The sequence below is a fragment of the Salinimonas lutimaris genome (genome assembly GCF_005222225.1).
In the GTDB taxonomy this organism is placed as follows: Bacteria; Pseudomonadota; Gammaproteobacteria; order Enterobacterales; family Alteromonadaceae; genus Alteromonas; species Alteromonas lutimaris.
In genome coordinates this window covers 92539-110026 of record NZ_CP036536.1, presented here as the reverse complement: position 1 = coordinate 110026, position 17488 = coordinate 92539, and the positions used below count along the sequence as shown (strand labels likewise).

Genomic DNA, 17488 nt, shown 5'->3' with positions numbered 1-17488 from the left:
GCTTTATTTTTTAACGTTACATGAGCAAGTTTATATAGGCTGAGCCAGTGTCATCATGGTTTCGCGCATAATGGCAGTATGTTCTTCCTTATCTCCGCCCTCAACTTCAATTTGCGCCAACCGACCCGAGTTTTCAACCACCATACGACAGCGTTCCCAGCGGCGATTCTGAAATGCTTCCAGCGCTTCAGTCAGCACACTGGCTGAGGCTAATTCTTCGGCCAGCACAATAGCATCCTCAATACCAATACATGCGCCAGAAGCCAGATGAGGCGTGGTGGCATGAACAGTATCACCAATGAGTACCACTCGGTTGTTATACCAGGGTCTGGGCACCAGTAAATTTTCCAGCGCGCGAAAATCTACCAGCGAGTCCTCATTGAGCATTCCGGCCAGTTGCTGAATCATGGGCGCAGGAAACGTCATCATCAGGGCTTTGAGCTGTGACACATAGTCGGCGCGATCGACTCGTTCCTTCACTTTCTTGTCCTGCGTTAAAAACAGGTACATCTGGTCTTTCGACATGGGGTTAAGCCCTACTTTTAGATTAGGGCCAACCCACATCATGGTATTGTTAACCTCTGGCAGACGCGGTAATACGGCGCGCCATACGCCCTGGCCTACGTATTCAGGGTCTGCAGCATCAGGAAACTGGTCTTTACGTACTTTTGAGAACAGTCCGTCTGCTCCTATTATTAAATCGTAAGTCACTGTAGTTCCATCAGTGAAGGTCACGTCTGCGCCGTTTTCGTGCTGTTTGATTTCTGTAAAGGTACAACCCAGTTTTATCGTGGCACCTGACTGCCGCGTTTTTTCAGCCAGTATTTTAGCCAGCGCGGGGCGCATAATTGCCCCTGAATTTGGTACGTCCGGGTCGCCAATAACCGGCGTTGGAATATGTGCCAGGTGAACACCATGAGGCGCATGCACATCAAGCCCGCTGTGCGCACTGCCCTGCTTTTTAAACTCATCCAGAATACCAATGGTTTTAAAAGCCCGAAGAGTAGCGCCGCCGATACTGATCCCCGCGCCGTCGGTACGCCAGTCAGGATCAATTTCAACGATATCGGTATCGATATTTTGTTTTCTTAATTCAATAGCTGCGGTCATCCCGGAAAAGCCGCCACCAATCACTAATACTTTCTTCACACATGGGTTCATAGGTTGAACTCCTCAAGCGTTTCGAGACTTATCCACATTTCACTGTGCGATGAAACCTCAATAGGAATCTTTAGTAGTTTTTGCCCCAGACAAGGCCCCTGAACACAGGTGCCGCTGTCTATTTCAAACAGGGCTCCATGTGCTGCGCAGACAATGTGGTCGGACGCGCTATCTAAGTAATGATGTCGCTTCCAGGGCAACGTAGTGTTACCGTAATGAGGGCAGATGTCGGTATAGGCAAAAAGTTGATTACCCTGACGAACGACAAAGAACGTGTCTTTTCCCGTCTGGTTTGGATCGAAGCCTTTTGCCTGCCCCGGTGGAATATCACTGAGGCTACCTAACAACACCTTGCTCATCTTGGTAAAGGTTTCTCACCCGGACCGCCCGGCGCCCATTTCTCTGTGGCTTTTAATAAGAATACCTGTGAATTATCTGCACCCGGCTGGGCTTCGCGAGGCTCCCAGTTCTCATCGTGCAAGTCCATATCAGCGTCGTATTCAATATTGCAACCAAACGGGCTTTTGAAATACCAGAACCAGTTCGAACCGAATATATGCCGACCCGGTCCCCAGAAGCTCTGATAGCCTTTTTCCATCAGCGCATAACCGGCCTGAGACACTTCTGTTGGGCCGCCCATGTGAAAGGTAAAGTGCTCAACCCCCTGCATAAATGGCGGTGTTTTAAGAAAGAACAGAGTATGGTGATCCTGGGTACCACCCGGGCGCATAAATGGCCCGGTATCGGTAAACCGATCGGTGGTGACAAAGCCCAGACGTTCAGCGTAAAACGCTTCGGCTTTTTCTATGTCGGGCACAAAGTAAACAACATGAGACAAACTTCGGGGCTTAGGCGTAAAATCTTTGCTTACGCCAATTTTATTGACGCCACGCTGAGGTTCAGCTCCTGGAGCATTGATAGCTTCTGCGGCTAACTCCAGTGGCTGGCGCACGGTAACCTGAAAACCCAGTACAAAGCCTACGTCATCAGTCGCTTCAATGCTGCCATCGTCCAACGTTTTAACGTCTCGGTCCTTCGACAATTCTTCGGTAATGGCATCAAGCGTTGCCTGATCCGCTACACCATAAATGGTCTTACGTAACATCGAGCCGCTTTGTAAAGGAGCAGGCAATGAGGCATCGTCTTTGGCTAAAATTTCAATGCCGGTTCCATCAAGCGCCACATAGTGGTTGTCGCCAGCATCTTTTAGCCCGTAATCCAGGGCAAACTGTTTGCACGCATCGACATCATCCACGCCAAAAACCAACTTATCTGGTCCAATAATGTTCATGGTAAGATTCCTATTGTTCTTTTAGTTCGTTAAAGGTTTCGGCAACCCAATCGGCGATGTAAGTGCCTGCATTAGAACTGTTATCAAAGCTTGAGTGTTGTACTCCGCCTTCACGCTCGGTAAATATTTTGAGCTCTCGCTTGGGGCTGTTAACAAGCTGGTCGTAAGTTCGGTGTGCCCATTTAAGCGGAATTTGTGAATCTTTAGCGCCATGCGTAACCAGGAAAGGGACTTTGATTTTTTCAATCTGACCATCAAGGTGCACATTCTCAGCAATTCTCATGAAATCTTCCAGATTCTCTGCGCCCCAGACCCACTCTACGTGCGCCCAGTAATGCGGCACCGGGAAATCACCTTCTTTTTCCAGACGACGTTTTTGTACATCCCGCCAGTCGTGGTTCGCGCCCCACACACATCCAAGGGCTAATCTAGGTTCATTAGCCACCGCACGCGGGCAGTAGTAGCCGCCCAGGGATACCCCTTCCATACCAATGCGTTTGCTGTCTACGTCTTCATGCTGTTCAAGCCAGTCGACTACCGGGCTGGCCCAGTGTTCAGTGTCATACCGTGCGTGCAGCCCCTGTAGCTTCAGTGCTTCACCAGTGCCGGGCTGATCCAGAATTAACGATGAAACTCCGCGCTCGGCCAGCCATTGTGGAAGGCCAACGCGATATTTAAGCTCTTTTGATGAATCAAGACCATTAACCTGAATAAGAATAGGTGCCGGGCCTTCTACGCCTTCTGCCTTTACATATAGCGCCGAAAGATGAGTGCCTTCATAGGGAATTTCTACACGCTCGCAGTTTTCCCGGCCAAGCTCGATAGATTTTTGAAAAACGTCAAGCGAGCGCTTGTACAGCTCAGTTCGGCCTGGCGCACCGTGGGCCTGAATTCGTTCGCAGGTAATGAGATAAGTCGCAGCCCGGTTATATTTAAAGCCGGCAGACAAGTTACGGCCCAGCGCCAGATCTTCTTCAGCCAGACTACACAGTTTGTCGGCCATTTCAGCCCAGGTATCTCTGAATGCCTGAACGCCTTCTTTATCCGGTGATTTGGCTGCTTCTTGCAGTGGTCCGCACATTTCTTCAATCTCGCCAATGCGCGCGCCCATTTCAATGGCCAGATTAATCGATAAGTTCCAAACATAGTTAGTTGGAAAGTATTTAAACATAAGTAATCCTCTTTACAGTTCCGGCTCTGTTTGCAACCGGATATCAATAAACTTAATTTTTCTCTATCAGGGCAACCGCTCTTACAAAACCCGCAGAAGCGCGTTTTATTTTGTAAGGAAAACAATTAATCAGAAAACCGGTTGCCGGCAGACTTTCTAAGTTGCTGAGCTTTTCCATTTGCCCGTAACCAATGTCCCGGCCGGCTTTATGGCCTTCCCAGATAATCGACGGGTCGCCGGTTTCCTGGAATCGCTCACGGGTATACTTAAAAGGTGCATCCCAGCTCCAGGCATCGGTACCAACCACTTTTACCCCGCGCTCTAACAGATACAATGTGGCTTCACGACCAATACCCACACCGGCTTCCAGATAGCCTGGCTGACCAAACAGTGAGCCGGCACGGGTATTTACCACCACAATATCCAGTGGCTCCAGGGTATGATTGATACGTTTAAGCTCTTCTTCGATATCCTGAGCTGTCACCACATAGCCATCAGGCAAATGTCTGAAGTCCAGCTTAACGCCGGGCTGAAAACACCATTCCAGTGGCAGTTCATCGATGCCATAGGCGGGCTTACCACCGTCAGTAGTCGAGGCGTAATGCCACGGGGCATCCATATGCGTACCGCTATGGGTAGTGATATTCAAACGCTCAGCGGCCCAGGCTTCATCACCTGGCAGCTGGTCTTTTGACAATCCCGGGAACATGGCACCCATCTCCGGCCAGCCTTGCTGGTGATCCGTGTAATCAATTTTGGGCAATAGCGGCGGTGGATCAGTGTATGGATTATTGTCTAACGTGACCGACAGGTCGACGATAGTAAAATTTCGCGGATTAAACATCATAGATTGTTACTGCCATGGTTTAAGGTAACCCGTTGAGATATCGTCCCGAAAATACTTTGCCCCTGACTGTCAAAGGCGTTCATGGTGACGACTTCATCCTGTTGCATAAATGCGGTTTGCGGGTTGCCGGTTTCTAACATTTCTTTGGCGCGAAGCTCTGAGATACACGCCTGCCCCTTTGCCGGGTCGGCATTTGAAACGGTGCCTGAACCAAACACGGTACCGGCTTTAATGGTTCGGGTTTGCGCAACGTGAGCTATGAGCTCATGAAAGCCAAAGTGCATCTCCTGCCCCAGCGGCTCGCCAAAGATCTCGCCATTACGTTTAACCTGTAGCGGTAAATACACCCGGCCATTTTGCCAATAATCACCAAGCTCATCGGGAGTCAGTGCAAAGGGTGCAAAAGCCGTGCTACCTTTAGCCTGAACAAACCCAAAGCCGGTTTTCATCTCCCGGGGACCGAGAGCCCGGTAGCTTATATCGTTGAGCATGACGACCAGACGGATCTGAGATAACGCAAACTCGGCAGAGCTGCCCATCGGAATGTGATCAACAATCACACCAAACTCACCTTCAAAGTCGATACCATGCTTGAAATCCGCAACTTCAATGTCGTCAGTTGCCGCCAGAAAGCTGTCTCCCGCGCCCTGATAAACCAGCGGATAAATATCAGCATCAGCAATCGGTTCAAGATGAAAAGCCTGCTGCATCAAATAACCATGATTTAAAAACAGGGAACCATCCAGCCATTGCCACGAGCGTGGAAGGGGGGCGCTTAGCCGGCCTTCATCCAGTGGCTCACTATCGCTTAATTCTCCTGCGTTTAGTTGCTGGTATTTAGCTCTTAACGCTTCTGAACAGGTTGCCCAATTGTCGAGCGCCCACTGCATTGTTGGCGCTATGCTGCTGACATCAACAAATCGGCTAGAATCGCTGGATACAATGATCAGCTTGCCGTCAGGGTGTTGCTGCGCTAATGATGCTAGCTTCATATCTGGCACACTCAAATGTTAAAATTTAATAAACAAATCACAGCACCTATGTTAATACCGAATATTGAATCGATAAAATCGAGTGTTTGGATGTTAGGTATTGAATAAACTGATAGGTTACGGGTTGAACAACCGATTGGCTGATTATTAGCCCGGAAAGCGACAGGGGTCGTATAGCGCTTGGTGACAAAGATGCCACTTTTCAAACGAGGTGAGGCTGGTAAAAGACGGCCGGGTTTGAACAGGGTTCGCGGCAACTTGAACAACGCTTATCCGGGCTTACTTTACTTCGTCTCAAACGAACGTGAGAGTAAGCCCAACCGGGGTGGTACCGCGAACCATAAACTTTACTGGCCGATCATGGTTAACCCTTTAGTTTGTCTGCATTCGGGCCAACGCGGCCTGAGCACACTCACTCATTACCCGGGTATAGTTAAGCACTTGTTGCTCGCCAATGATAAACGGATTCTGACTTTCCGGTTTGTCACGAAGATCGCGCATCCGTTTTACTGAGTCATCAACAAACGGGTGGTTACTAAGCGTTACATCAACGCCCAGCTCTTTTTCGATACTGGCAAATTTTTTCGCCGACCGGATGTAATTTTCGATTGATCCCTGTTGCGAAGGAATACCGGTTCCTCCCCACATGGAAGCCAGATGCCGTTTGCCATTTTCAAAAACAGGAAAGATAAGCGACATTGTGCCTGGCGTGTGACCCGGAGTGGCAATTAACTTCACACTCGTATCACCATAGGTGACTTCCTGACCATCATTGGCGACCAGATCTTTTTCCGGCGCATCAGACCAGTCAGGCGCAGGCATACCAGATTTTTGTGCCGCCTGAGGATTGGCAGCTAACGTCCAGTCTGGCTCGCTCATCATGACTGGAATCTGATATTTGTCAGATAAATACTTTGCCCCACCGTAATGATCACCATGGCCGTGAGTCACAATAATGATCTTAATGTCGTTTGGGTCAAGCCCCAGCTCACGCATTCCCGGCTCTATGACATTCTTTGCTTCTTCAGTATTGTTTAAGGCATCTATTAAAATAATGCCGTCACTGGTTTGTAATGCATATGCACCCACTGTAGATACCCCCACATAATAGAGGTTATCGAATATTTTTGTGGCAGGCGGCACACTTTTATCTTTAAAAAACGCCATCGCGCGATTGTCATCACTACACTGGAGTTCTGCTGTTGTTTTTATAAATGTATCGCCGGCTAATTGGTATGCCGTATCTACATGTTGCTCTGCGGGTGTTGATGTTGCAGTGCACCCCACAGACAGAAGACTAACGATGCTCAGTGAAATAGCTTTTGTAAAATAAGTGGTCATATGATGCCTATTTATACTGAAGTGTACTTTATACCTTCGCATTCTTGATTAGCGATCATCAATATAAACTGGTCTGCGGTGTGAAGGTATGGGGCTTGGATACAGCTTTTGCTTAGCAGCAACAGGGATTGATTACTGCACTGAATTAACACTTGTGGTTACTGCGAGGTAGAAAAAATCCACTATGTTGGGTTTTAATGTTAATGTTTGTTCAGAATCGTTAAAAATGACAGTTAAGCTGTGACATATCGAAATAGCTGATAGGTAAGCGCATTTCAGTGGCGTTATGTCGGGTCGGTCAATACTGGATAAACGTGAGAAAATGTTATGAGATTTGAACAACTGGATCTGAATTTACTGGTTGCTCTGGATATCTTGCTGGAAGAGCAAAATATCACCCGGAGCGCTGAACGCTTACATTTGTCCCAGTCAGCTACAAGCGGTATTTTGTCCAGATTGCGCGCGTTTTTTGAAGATGATTTGCTTGTTCAGATTGGTAAAAAAATGCAACCCACACCGTTTGCTTTGGAATTACAGGGTCCCGTGTCGGGTGTATTGGCGACCGTGCGAGGCTCTATCATTGGCAAAAAAGCAAACAACCCCGAACAAAGTGAACGCCATTTCAAAATTATCGCGTCAGACTATATTGTTCAGGTATTACTGGCCAAAGTCATCGCAGATATTGCTAAAAGTGCGCCAAGGGTAACGTTTGAGTTTTTATCACCGTTTGCCCACGAGATTAATATTCTTGCCAAAGGCGGTGCTGACATGATGATGGCGCCAGACTCTATTATGCTGGAAAAATATCACAGTGCCCCGCTCGTCAGCGATGAATTAGTTTGTATCGCTGATAAGAATAATACAGAGATAAACGACGTACTATCTTACGAGCAGTTCAACTCTATGGGACATGTTTCAGTGGGATTTGCCCGTGCCAGCCACTTGAGTATTGAACAATGGCTAATAGATAAAATGGAAACCAATCGACGGGTAGAAATTATTACTAACGACTTCTCATCGATGATTTACACACTTGTTAATACTAATCGCATCGCTATTTTACCCCGCCTGTTTGCACAGATGCATACACAGAATCAGGCTGTTAAAATGATAAAGCTGCCGTTTGAAACCCCGCCTTTGAAAGAAAGCATGATGTGGCACCCCACACTGGAAAACGATCCCATGCACCGCTGGCTAAGACAAAAAATCTTAGACCACGCTGCAAGCTTTCAATAGATAATACAAACAGACAGCAGCGCAAGATGCTTTGTTGCCGGTATTGTTTCCCATGAGGGGAAACAATACCGGCCATCGGTAGCAGTTAATAAATGGGTCAGATACGTGTTACGTTCTTATTCGCGAAAACTGGCTATTCCTCACACAAAGTTGAAATAATACGTCTTGCGTGATTCGCACCGGCATCGACGTGTATATCAATCATTGGCTGACCTTTAAACTGACGCATAGTTTTGTACTGTGCTTCTATCACCTGTTTATCTTCATCAAACGTAAAACGTGTTTGCTCAACCACCTTTTGCTTAACAGCCTCAATGTCGGTGACCGGATTAGTGGCTATGGTCCAAAAGTAGTGAGAAGTTTCATCCGTTTCAGGCGTTATGCAATGCAGGCCACGCATATGAAAACCTTTTCGGTCGGGATCTGTCACTGAACCGCTTCCAGCGTCTATCCCACCTGTCCATATTTTTATATGGGATGGACAAAATTCTATATCCTGCCAACGATCAATTTTTCCGGCAAAGGGGTACGCAGCGGTGTATGTCGGGGGGGGGGTTGAATCAGGCATGTACCGTTTTATCGTTACTCTTTGCCCCTCAGCTTCCACTTCCATTTTTGCATTCATATGGGTGTGTGCATCGCCACCAATAGTTTTAAGGTGAACATAACCAAGATGACTTAAATCCAGTAAGTTGTCATGGATAAGCTGATAAGGTGCATTGTAGTGATAAACATCTCCGCCATATACATAATCGGGATGGTCATGATATTCGTAATGCGGTGGAGGGGTAGTTGGCTCAGAAGTTTCCTCACTGCCAAACCAGATCCACACTAATCCATCCTGTTCTTTTACCGTGTACGGAGGAACCTTCGCTTTGCGTGGCACTTTTGGCTGCCCGGGAACCTCCAGACATTTTCCCTCACCATTAAAAAGCAAACCGTGATAGCCGCAACGTAAGCCACCCTCTTCAATGGTTCCCATGGAAAGAGGCAACTGTCGGTGGCAACATCGGTCTTGCAGCGCATGCACGTCGCCCTGCAAATCCCGATAGATCACAACAGGCTGGTTTAATAAAGTCCGTGCCAGCGGCTTGTCTTTAAGTTCGCTGCTGAATGCCCCTAAGTACCACATATCCAGTGGGAATGGCGTGCTCTTCGTCGTCATGTCAGCCGATGGGTTGCTAATATTCATACATTCTCCATAAATACGCGCTATCGTTATAGGTCAATAATTAATGTGTCAGTTCTGGCTCTTGAACAGCAGGGAGTAAACACATCATTTTTTTCTTTTTCAGATGCGCTCAACACACTGTCTCTGTGATCAGGAATACCTTCCAATACCCGTGTTTTACAAGTGCCGCACACACCCATTTCACAGGACATATCAATCTCTACACCCGCATCATCTATCGCATCCAGGGCTGTTTGGGTGGCCTCCACATTCAATTCCAATCCCGAACGAGAAAGAATTAATTTGAAGGGTTTGTCCACTCCATCATCTGAAACTGGATCTGCTTTGAAATTTTCTTTGTGAAGATGAGCTTCGCTCCACCCGTTTGCTCTGGCAGACTGAAACACATAATCCATAAAACCAGAGGGACCACAGGTATATAGATGGCAGTTAAAATCTGATGGCCCAATAATTTTGTCAGCGGCTTTCTCTTCACTGTCAAAATGAAAAAAGACGCGTGCAGCGAATTCACACGATGTGAGTTGTTGATAGAACGCGGTGTCTTCTTTAGAGCGCGTATAGTAATGCAACTCAAAATCTTTGTTGTTTTTGTACAGTTCGGTTGCCATCGACATGATGGGGGTAATGCCTATCCCACCGGCAAAAAGCAACGCTCGCTGACTCGAAAGATCCAGGGGAAACAAATTCCGGGGTTCAGAAATAAAGATTGACTGGCCAACCTCAATCTCATCGTGCATGGCCACCGAGCCGCCCCGGGAAGCGGCGTCTTTCAGAACCGCAATTTTATAAATATTGCCCGGTTCACAGTGGCTGATTAGAGAGTATTGTCGGATAAAGCCTTCTTTCACCTTCACATCGATGTGGCTACCTGCCTCAAACGCGGGGAGCGTTTGTCCGCCCGCACTTTCGAGCTCAAAACTCATGATTCCCGGCGTTTCTGTAATTTTCCGCTTTACGATAACTTCAAGCATAACTAGCCCGTCTAAATCGATAAACAATGTCTGGATTTTGCACAGAACTAGTTGACACGTCAACTAGTTTTAACACTAAATTAACCTTGTATTAAGTGCATGGTTGAAAGAGAAATCGTTTCGGGTTAGTTGGAGATAATCGGGACCTATGTATAAATAAGATGGAATGACATACACTTGCACCACCTGGAATGCTTACCAGAGCACGCTTTTTGCAGACCCTGAAATAATAATGAAACTAGAAAAAAATAAGTTAGATCTTCAGCGATATATACCCGCGCTTGTGAATTTTTTGTCTAACAAATTATCCACCGGGGCGTCGAAGTGCTATCGCAAAAATTTTGACATCGGTATTATAGAATGGCGCGTTCTGGCCATGCTGAAGGTTGAATCTGATATTAGTGCTAACCGCATTGGCCAGGTGATTGGCCTGGATAAAGCAGCCATCAGCCGGGCAGTAAAACAGCTCGCTGAAGCTGGATATGTCAATTTACAACCCTCCCCTATAGATGCCCGTTCATCTCTACTTCAGTTGACTGAAAAAGGCCACCAGTTGCACAACCGTATTCTGCCGGTAGCACTTGAAAGAGAGCGATTGTTGCTAAGCGGTATCAGTGAAGATGACTTAGAAGTGACATTACGGGTATTGTCCAGGCTTAACGAAAACGTCCGCTTGGTTGATGCTTATAAGCCCCGGTCGTAGCGTTTTTAGCGTACTGCGCTACTCAGTCTTACATGGTAAATAAATACATTTTTACCTGGAAAAAACAGCCTGTGCGCGCAATATCATCACCTTCCCTGATAAAGTCGTCAGATACGACCTTACAATATGGTCTTTATGCATTACCTACAGGCATGGTTGTTCCCTGATTATTGGTATAGTGGTACAAACACTGTACATAACCGCCTGATACGGCATGATTATCAGGTTCGTTTAACCTTGGTCTCAGACTGATTTACTGCGTTCTTCGAACCTTATTTGGATAGCAATAAGCGCCGTGAGCTAACGGAATTTTTTATATATCCCCCCTCTACCATCTGCAAACTAGATAGTTCATATCAATATATTGGATTTAATGTCTGGCCGAATTTGCTCTATGTTAAGCAAATGTTACTTAATTGACTCTACTGACCCGTGGAAGTGATAAAAATTTAACAGAAAATTTTATCGCCGAAGATTAAGTCCATTGGTTTGGCTCAATCATTGTTATTGGAACTCATATGAAACTAAAAAAATTGTCCCTATATTTCCCGCTTTTAGCATTCTCCGCGCTATCACTACAAGCGCTGGCTCAAGAGACCGCAAATGAAGAAAAGGAGGCTGAAGAGAACAATGGCATTGAAACAATTATGGTTACAGCGCAGCGCAAGAGCGAGTCGCTGCAAGAGGCCGCTGTCCCTATGGTTGCGGCTGACCAGAAATCGTTAACCCAGCAAGGGCTTGACTCTGGTCAGGATCTTGGAAGACTAACGCCGTCACTCGGTATCAGTGCCGGTGGCGGCCCCCTGACAAGTGTTTTCATCCGCGGTGTCGGCGCACTGACTGTAAACCCGCTAACTGATGCCGCAGTGGCTCAGAATATTGATGGTGTTTATCTGGGTCGCTCCAGTGGCGCAGCCGGTCAGGGTCTGTATGATCTGGAACGGGTTGAGGTTCTTAAAGGCCCGCAAGGCACGCTGTATGGCCGTAATGCTACGGGGGGCGTGGTTAACTACATTCCCATGAAACCTCAGCTATTAGAAACGTCAGGTTACGGTCAGCTTGAATTGGGTAACTATTCAAGAGTCGGTTTTCAGGGCGCATTTAATACGGCCGTTGGTGACGACGCTGCTCTGCGCCTGTCAGTTAATACACTGCAGTACGACGGCTATTCAGACGATGGTACGAATGACGCTGACAATGTTTCTTTCAGAGCTCAGTTTTTATATAAACCGTCTGAAGATTTTGATATCCGATTTGCTGTCGATTACTCCGAGAACAACGCGATTGGTCAGGCAGGCGACCTGGTTGGCACATTTAGCAATGAGACAGGCAATCTGACGGAATTCTTCCCTTCTGGTCTCGGTGCATTTTCAGGCCCGACCTCAGACGCCGCTAACGCTATTCGAACTGGTGTATTGCATACTCCATCGTTTGCTCCCTACCAGCCGCTGAATATCGATGACTTAGGGCAGGATGTGTCGTTTACAGGCTATATGGCTGAGCTTAACTACACCATGAAACCGGGTACGCTTACCATTATCCCTGCTTATCGAGAGTCGGAACAAGACTATACGTTTGTTGGTCCTGGCTTTGCTCCTGCAAAAACCAGTGAGAAAAACGAGCAAACCAGTATAGAGACGCGCTTTGCCACAGACTTTGACGGTCCGCTTAACGGTATTCTGGGTGCCTTTTACTTTGATGAAGAAATTCAAACCAGTGGGGTGTTTGCACAAAACTATGCTTCACCCATTCAAAATTACGAAAATGGCGGCGATTCCTGGGCTATATTTGGTCAGGCTACATACGATATCTCTGAAGTATTTCGTCTGAACCTGGGGTTGCGTTACACCGAAGACAGTAAATATGCCGAAGGTATCAGCGATACATTTGTTACATTCTGTGGCGGTGCGCCTTTTACCGGCAACTTCCTGACCCCTCCTGACAGTTTTGCCAATGGTTGTGCGTCAGGCGCTATGCCGGCTCACCCTGTTATCTCTGATCGAGAAGCGTTTATTGGTTACTTTGTTGATGAAGGATTGATTGCTCCTGATTCTGTTGCCACCGTACCAGGCATGGGACCCCCTCCTTTCTACAACCTGACCATTCCTGGTGGCGCTACTCCACAAATCGGTGCCATCGTTAATGTGGGCGAAGGCTACATAGCGTCAGACCTTGACTACAGTGAAACAACGTACCGGGTTGGCCTGGAATATGACATAGCAGAAGACAGCTTGCTGTATGCTACATTTGAAACCGGTTATCGCGCAGGGGGAGTCGACTTATCTCTGGCGGCGCCTACTTATGATCCTGAATATATTGACGCCTTTACCATTGGTTCAAAAAATCGCTTTTTAGACAATACTCTTCAACTTAACCTGGAAGCCTTCCACTGGAAGTATGACGGACAGCAAGTCACGTATTTCACTACGTTAGACAGTGCCTCGTCATTCCCGATTGCAAACGGTGACGCCACTATTCAGGGTTTGGATGTGGATATGATTTGGCGAGTAGGTCGCGACACCACCATTAGTGGTACTGCTCAGTTCCTGGATGCCACCTATGACTCGTTAACGCTGGTATCGGACCCCGGTGAAGGTCGTTTTGGGTGCGCCTCTATTGGTGTAACCGGTGATCTTGAAAGTTACGACTGTTCAGGTCAAAGCTTGCTTTACTCTCCGGACTTCGGGGCAAACCTGGCAATAAATCACGTTATCGATTTTGATGAGTACAATCTTTCTTTAACGGCACAGGCATCGCATCGTGGCAAACAATCGACTAACTTCCTGTTTGTTGAGGCTACAAATGCGGAGTCTTATGTCACGCTGGATCTGGATGCAACACTGATGTCATCTACCAGCAACTTTGACTGGACGCTGTCATTATTCGTGCGCAATGTTACTGATGAACAATACGTCACGAATTCACAGGTTAATAACCGGGGGCTTACTTACAACGCCTTTAATCCACCGCGTACCTTTGGTCTGCGCCTGAAAACAGAATTTTACTAAGTCACAACCCAAAGCATTAACGCCGCCAGCTTTCCTCTTAAGTTAGCGCGTTAATGCTTTTTTTTAACTGTTTGTGTCGATACTTCCTCAAATATCCTGTTCAGATTAATAATATCAAGGTGTAGCGCTTCAGCCAGAAACCGCTGACCGAAATGTTCACAAGCCCGTTTCCCAGGTAATCGCGTAGCAGCCGGCTGAATGTTTGCTGTTCAAGCAGGGGCTATACCCAGTGGGAGTATTAAACGTGCAGTACTTCGCTATTTAAAATAATCAGAAACGTCGGCTCAGGCCGGCGTTTTTGTATTTAACAGCCATGTTGCTGATTCAGTTGACCCTTTTGCTGACTCTGCAAAACGATAAGTGTTCACTTATATAAAAACGTATTACTGCTCATCTCTGTGTTCCCTAAAAGCTGTTCTACATATTTATAAGCAAAGGATAGCGGCAAGCGTTTAATGAGGACAGTCGCCGGTCATTTGCCTACACAGGCACGGAAGTTTATCGCGGCTACGTAAGATCAAGGACTACATATTTCAGGCCTGCCGACTTCCCGCTATGCTCCAATGTTTATTCAGCCACTTTTTTATAGCAGGGAATTAATATGAAAAATCCGTTCTATGCCCTTTTGCCGGCCAGTTACTACTGCAAGATACTACCGGTAATTATGCTGACCCTGTTTATGCTATCCGCCTGAGGCAGCGATGTTTCGACACCCGCCCTTATCATATCAGCCAGAACACAAATGCCAGTAACATCCTGACGGGCGATGGTGGAGTATTACTGATACCGGCATAGTGCCAGTCCCCTGCTTTGCTATTATACTGAGAGCGACAGCAGACTCGGCTAATTTCAGGGATAGACTATGTGTGGTTACTGTATTGAAAATGAAGCGTTATCTGTACTGATAAAAGGCCAGTTTAATAGCAGAAAGGTTGCTGAATTAGCTGAGAATCACTTCAATCAGTCTCTGACTGCGATACATGTTTTGCCTGAATTTGCAGGGCCGGACCCAAACGAACTGAAGCATTTTAGTGCGCTATCACCTAACGAGCCGGTTGCATTGTGGATTTCACTTCGCCAGATTCTGTTTAATGGCAGCGTAACAAGATCAAAGCTCACTGCCAGCGTTCAGGCCGCCATGCAGGATGGGATTCTGCTGCGGGAAAAAGAACGGTTTGCCTCTTTTTTCATCGCCTCATTACCGGCTTTCACCCAGTTACTCAGTGCAACATCACCTGAGCAGCTGATAAGTGATTATCATGCACTTACCGCCACGCTTATCGCCGAAGCAAAAATCATTATCCGGGAAGCATCAGGAGACTTTTTACGCCCCTTTTTTATCAAATCAGCAGATGCGTCATTTTTCCCGAACATGCCCAGTCCGTCATACACAGAAGAAGAACACCCTGCCTTTGAAGAACTGCCATTTACCCTGCTACTGGCAGCAGACATATTGATAAACCATACTCCCGACACCCTTGAGCTAACCGCAGCAGCACTTCACACCTACCCGACCCCGGGCTTCGGTTCTGTCATGACAGCCTGGCAGCGCCACATCGCCTGGCACTGGTACGCACACAATGGCAAAGATAAGATAAAAACACTGGGGACCACCATGCGACGGGAGCTTTTGCTATATCTGGCCATGAGGCTTAAAGCCCACCATCACCCCACCGACTGGTTTCCCGCAGTCGCCGCGTCAATGACATCGCCCATTGTTGATATGAATAACAGAGAAATATTGAAAGTTTGGAATGAGGGCTCTTGAGGGCGATCGAAAATAAATGGGTAGATATGGGAGAGAAGTGGCGCACCCGATAGGATTAGAACCTATGACCTTTGCCTCCGGAGCCAAGAAATATAGTGTTTTCCAGTGACGCTCAGTGAACCACAAAAAACAAAAATTTAAACATAAACCATTGATTTAATTGATATAGCTAAATTCATAGTCTGTTCACCATTGTTCATGTAAACTCACCCAAAATCACTCGAACTGCTACATATTTGCTACATATTTTGAAATGACTATCAAAAAGAAGATCTCAAATGCGACGATTTCCACCCTCAAAATCGAAGATAAGCGGCTAAACGACACAGAGATATCCGGCTTTCATGCGCGCATATCGCCCAAAGGCCGGATTACCTACTTTTTGTACTATCGCCATAACGGTAAACAGCAAAATGTGAAGCTGGGGACTCACCCTGAAATTACTCCCGCGCAAGCCAGGGATGCAGCAAAAGCCGCAGGTGCTTCTGTGGTTCAGGGTGTTGACCCTCACGAGCATAAAAAAGAGTTAAAAGCCCAAGAAAGGAAATCCAGGTTAACCACGCTGGAAGCATTTTTAGATTTACAGTTTGCGCCCTGGTACAGCGCCCAGTATCCCAAGTCTGGCGAACGGGAGATTAAAAATCTCAAAAAGAACTTCCCTACCCTGCTACCCATGCAGCTAAAAGATATTACCGCTGCGGTAGTCGAACGTCGCCGCACAGAAATGATGAAGGATAAACGCAGTAACGCCACCATTAACCGCCGCTTCACTACGCTTAAATCAGTCATGAGCAGAGCGGTTGAATGGGAAGTCATAGAAAAGCACGACCTGAAAAAAGTCAAAATGCTTCGCGAAGACAATACCCATATTCGCTATTTAAGCTTTGAGGAAGAAGAAGCACTGAAACGCGCCCTTGCCGCCCGAGACTATCGTATCAAAAAAGACCGTGAGAATGGCAACAAGCACAGAACCGAGCGTGGTTATCCGCTACTACCAGATTTAAGCGATCGCACGTTTGCGGATCATATAGCGCCTCTGGTGATAGTTGCCATGAATACCGGTATGCGAAAAGGCGAGTTACTTAGCCTGACCTGGGCTGATATTAACTTTGAACGGGAATTTGTAACCGTGAAGGCGGCCAACGCGAAAAGTGGAAAAGCTCGACATATTCCGCTTAATCAGAAAGCCAAGTCGGCGCTATTAAACTGGAAGCTAGATTGTGGTTCCCTGCACTGGGTATTTGAAGGTGAAAACGGCCAGCCAATTAAGGACTTCAAGAAAGCCTGGGTAGCTTTGTTGGAAAGCGCTAAGATTATCGACTTTCGTTTTCATGACTTTCGCCACCACTTTGCTAGCAAACTAGTAATGGCCGGAGTAGATTTGAATACTACCCGTGAGCTACTTGGCCATGGTTCTTTAGATATGACGCTCAGGTACGCACATTTGGCACCTGAGCATAAGGCGAGAGCGGTAAATTTGCTTTAATTTCTTATCAATTGTACTAACTCATCTAATGAGCGGGATTCTCGATTGACCTCCGGCAAAAGTGATTAAAAGAAATTGATTAAGCTAGGCACGATTTTTTACTGTTAGTCAAACAGTAAAAGTTTTCACTTATTAGGGGACGCAGACACTGGACTCTACATGCAACGCGGCAACATGCCAACGTCCCATAGTACGGCGTTATGACTAAAACGTATTGGAAATGGAATTTATAAGAGATTCGTTCTTTACTAAACTTGGACTTTTTTTCGTCGAAGTATCACTAATTCGCATTTTAAACCCTTATCTAAATAATCTATAAAA

14 protein-coding genes are annotated in these 17488 nt (G+C 46.8%); 5 read left to right on the top strand and 9 right to left on the bottom strand.

Going from position 1 to position 17488, the window contains the following annotated elements:
• Positions 1–30: 30 nt before the first annotated feature.
• The 7 genes from EZV72_RS00500 to EZV72_RS00470 all read right to left on the bottom strand — a co-directional run bounded on the left by EZV72_RS00500 (position 31) and on the right by EZV72_RS00470 (position 6629).
• Positions 31–1161: an FAD-dependent oxidoreductase gene (locus EZV72_RS00500; RefSeq protein ID WP_137165405.1), complete on the bottom strand. Its 1131-nt coding sequence runs from the start codon at positions 1159–1161 to the stop codon at positions 31–33.
• A complete protein-coding gene (locus EZV72_RS00495; RefSeq protein WP_137165404.1) occupies positions 1158–1520 on the bottom strand; it encodes a Rieske (2Fe-2S) protein in 363 nt (120 codons plus the stop codon). Before EZV72_RS00495 ends, EZV72_RS00500 begins: the two co-directional genes overlap by 4 nt.
• Entirely contained in the window at positions 1517–2452 is a 936-nt protein-coding gene (locus tag EZV72_RS00490) for a VOC family protein (RefSeq protein ID WP_137165403.1), read from the bottom strand. The genes EZV72_RS00495 and EZV72_RS00490 overlap by 4 nt, the downstream gene beginning before the upstream one ends.
• Positions 2453–2462: 10 nt before the next feature.
• Positions 2463–3623 carry an alpha/beta hydrolase family protein gene (locus EZV72_RS00485; RefSeq protein WP_137165402.1) on the bottom strand — a complete coding sequence of 387 codons (1161 nt, stop codon included), beginning with the start codon at positions 3621–3623 and terminating at the stop codon, positions 2463–2465.
• A gap of 52 nt (positions 3624–3675) precedes the next feature.
• Complete coding sequence (locus tag EZV72_RS00480) at positions 3676–4470, bottom strand: cyclase family protein (protein WP_232364471.1); 795 nt, start codon at positions 4468–4470, stop codon at positions 3676–3678.
• A complete protein-coding gene (locus EZV72_RS00475) occupies positions 4467–5462 on the bottom strand; it encodes a fumarylacetoacetate hydrolase family protein (RefSeq protein WP_137165401.1) in 996 nt (331 codons plus the stop codon). Before EZV72_RS00475 ends, EZV72_RS00480 begins: the two co-directional genes overlap by 4 nt.
• A 372-nt stretch (positions 5463–5834) precedes the next feature.
• Entirely contained in the window at positions 5835–6629 is a 795-nt protein-coding gene (locus tag EZV72_RS00470; protein WP_175405012.1) for an MBL fold metallo-hydrolase, read from the bottom strand.
• 501 nt (positions 6630–7130) lie between these two features.
• Between EZV72_RS00470 and EZV72_RS00465 the strand changes: the two genes are divergently transcribed.
• Positions 7131–8039, top strand: coding sequence for a LysR family transcriptional regulator (locus EZV72_RS00465; protein WP_137165399.1), 909 nt, complete (start codon positions 7131–7133; stop codon positions 8037–8039).
• 133 nt (positions 8040–8172) lie between these two features.
• On the opposite strand, the gene EZV72_RS00460 is transcribed toward EZV72_RS00465, so the two are convergent.
• Together EZV72_RS00460 and EZV72_RS00455 are read right to left on the bottom strand one after the other, a co-directional pair.
• A complete protein-coding gene (locus EZV72_RS00460; RefSeq protein ID WP_137165398.1) occupies positions 8173–9231 on the bottom strand; it encodes an aromatic ring-hydroxylating dioxygenase subunit alpha in 1059 nt (352 codons plus the stop codon).
• 26 nt (positions 9232–9257) lie between these two features.
• A complete protein-coding gene (locus EZV72_RS00455; RefSeq protein WP_137165397.1) occupies positions 9258–10202 on the bottom strand; it encodes a PDR/VanB family oxidoreductase in 945 nt (314 codons plus the stop codon).
• 232 nt (positions 10203–10434) lie between these two features.
• On the opposite strand from EZV72_RS00455, the gene EZV72_RS00450 reads away from it, so the two are divergent.
• The 4 genes from EZV72_RS00450 to EZV72_RS00435 all read left to right on the top strand — a co-directional run bounded on the left by EZV72_RS00450 (position 10435) and on the right by EZV72_RS00435 (position 17167).
• Positions 10435–10905 carry a MarR family winged helix-turn-helix transcriptional regulator gene (locus EZV72_RS00450; protein WP_137165396.1) on the top strand — a complete coding sequence of 157 codons (471 nt, stop codon included), beginning with the start codon at positions 10435–10437 and terminating at the stop codon, positions 10903–10905.
• Positions 10906–11423: 518 nt separating this feature from the next.
• Positions 11424–13913 carry a TonB-dependent receptor gene (locus EZV72_RS00445; protein WP_137165395.1) on the top strand — a complete coding sequence of 830 codons (2490 nt, stop codon included), beginning with the start codon at positions 11424–11426 and terminating at the stop codon, positions 13911–13913.
• A gap of 862 nt (positions 13914–14775) precedes the next feature.
• A complete protein-coding gene (locus tag EZV72_RS00440; RefSeq protein WP_137165394.1) occupies positions 14776–15681 on the top strand; it encodes a hypothetical protein in 906 nt (301 codons plus the stop codon).
• Positions 15682–15934: 253 nt separating this feature from the next.
• Entirely contained in the window at positions 15935–17167 is a 1233-nt protein-coding gene (locus tag EZV72_RS00435; protein WP_137165393.1) for a tyrosine-type recombinase/integrase, read from the top strand.
• The last annotated feature ends 321 nt before the right edge of the window (positions 17168–17488 follow it).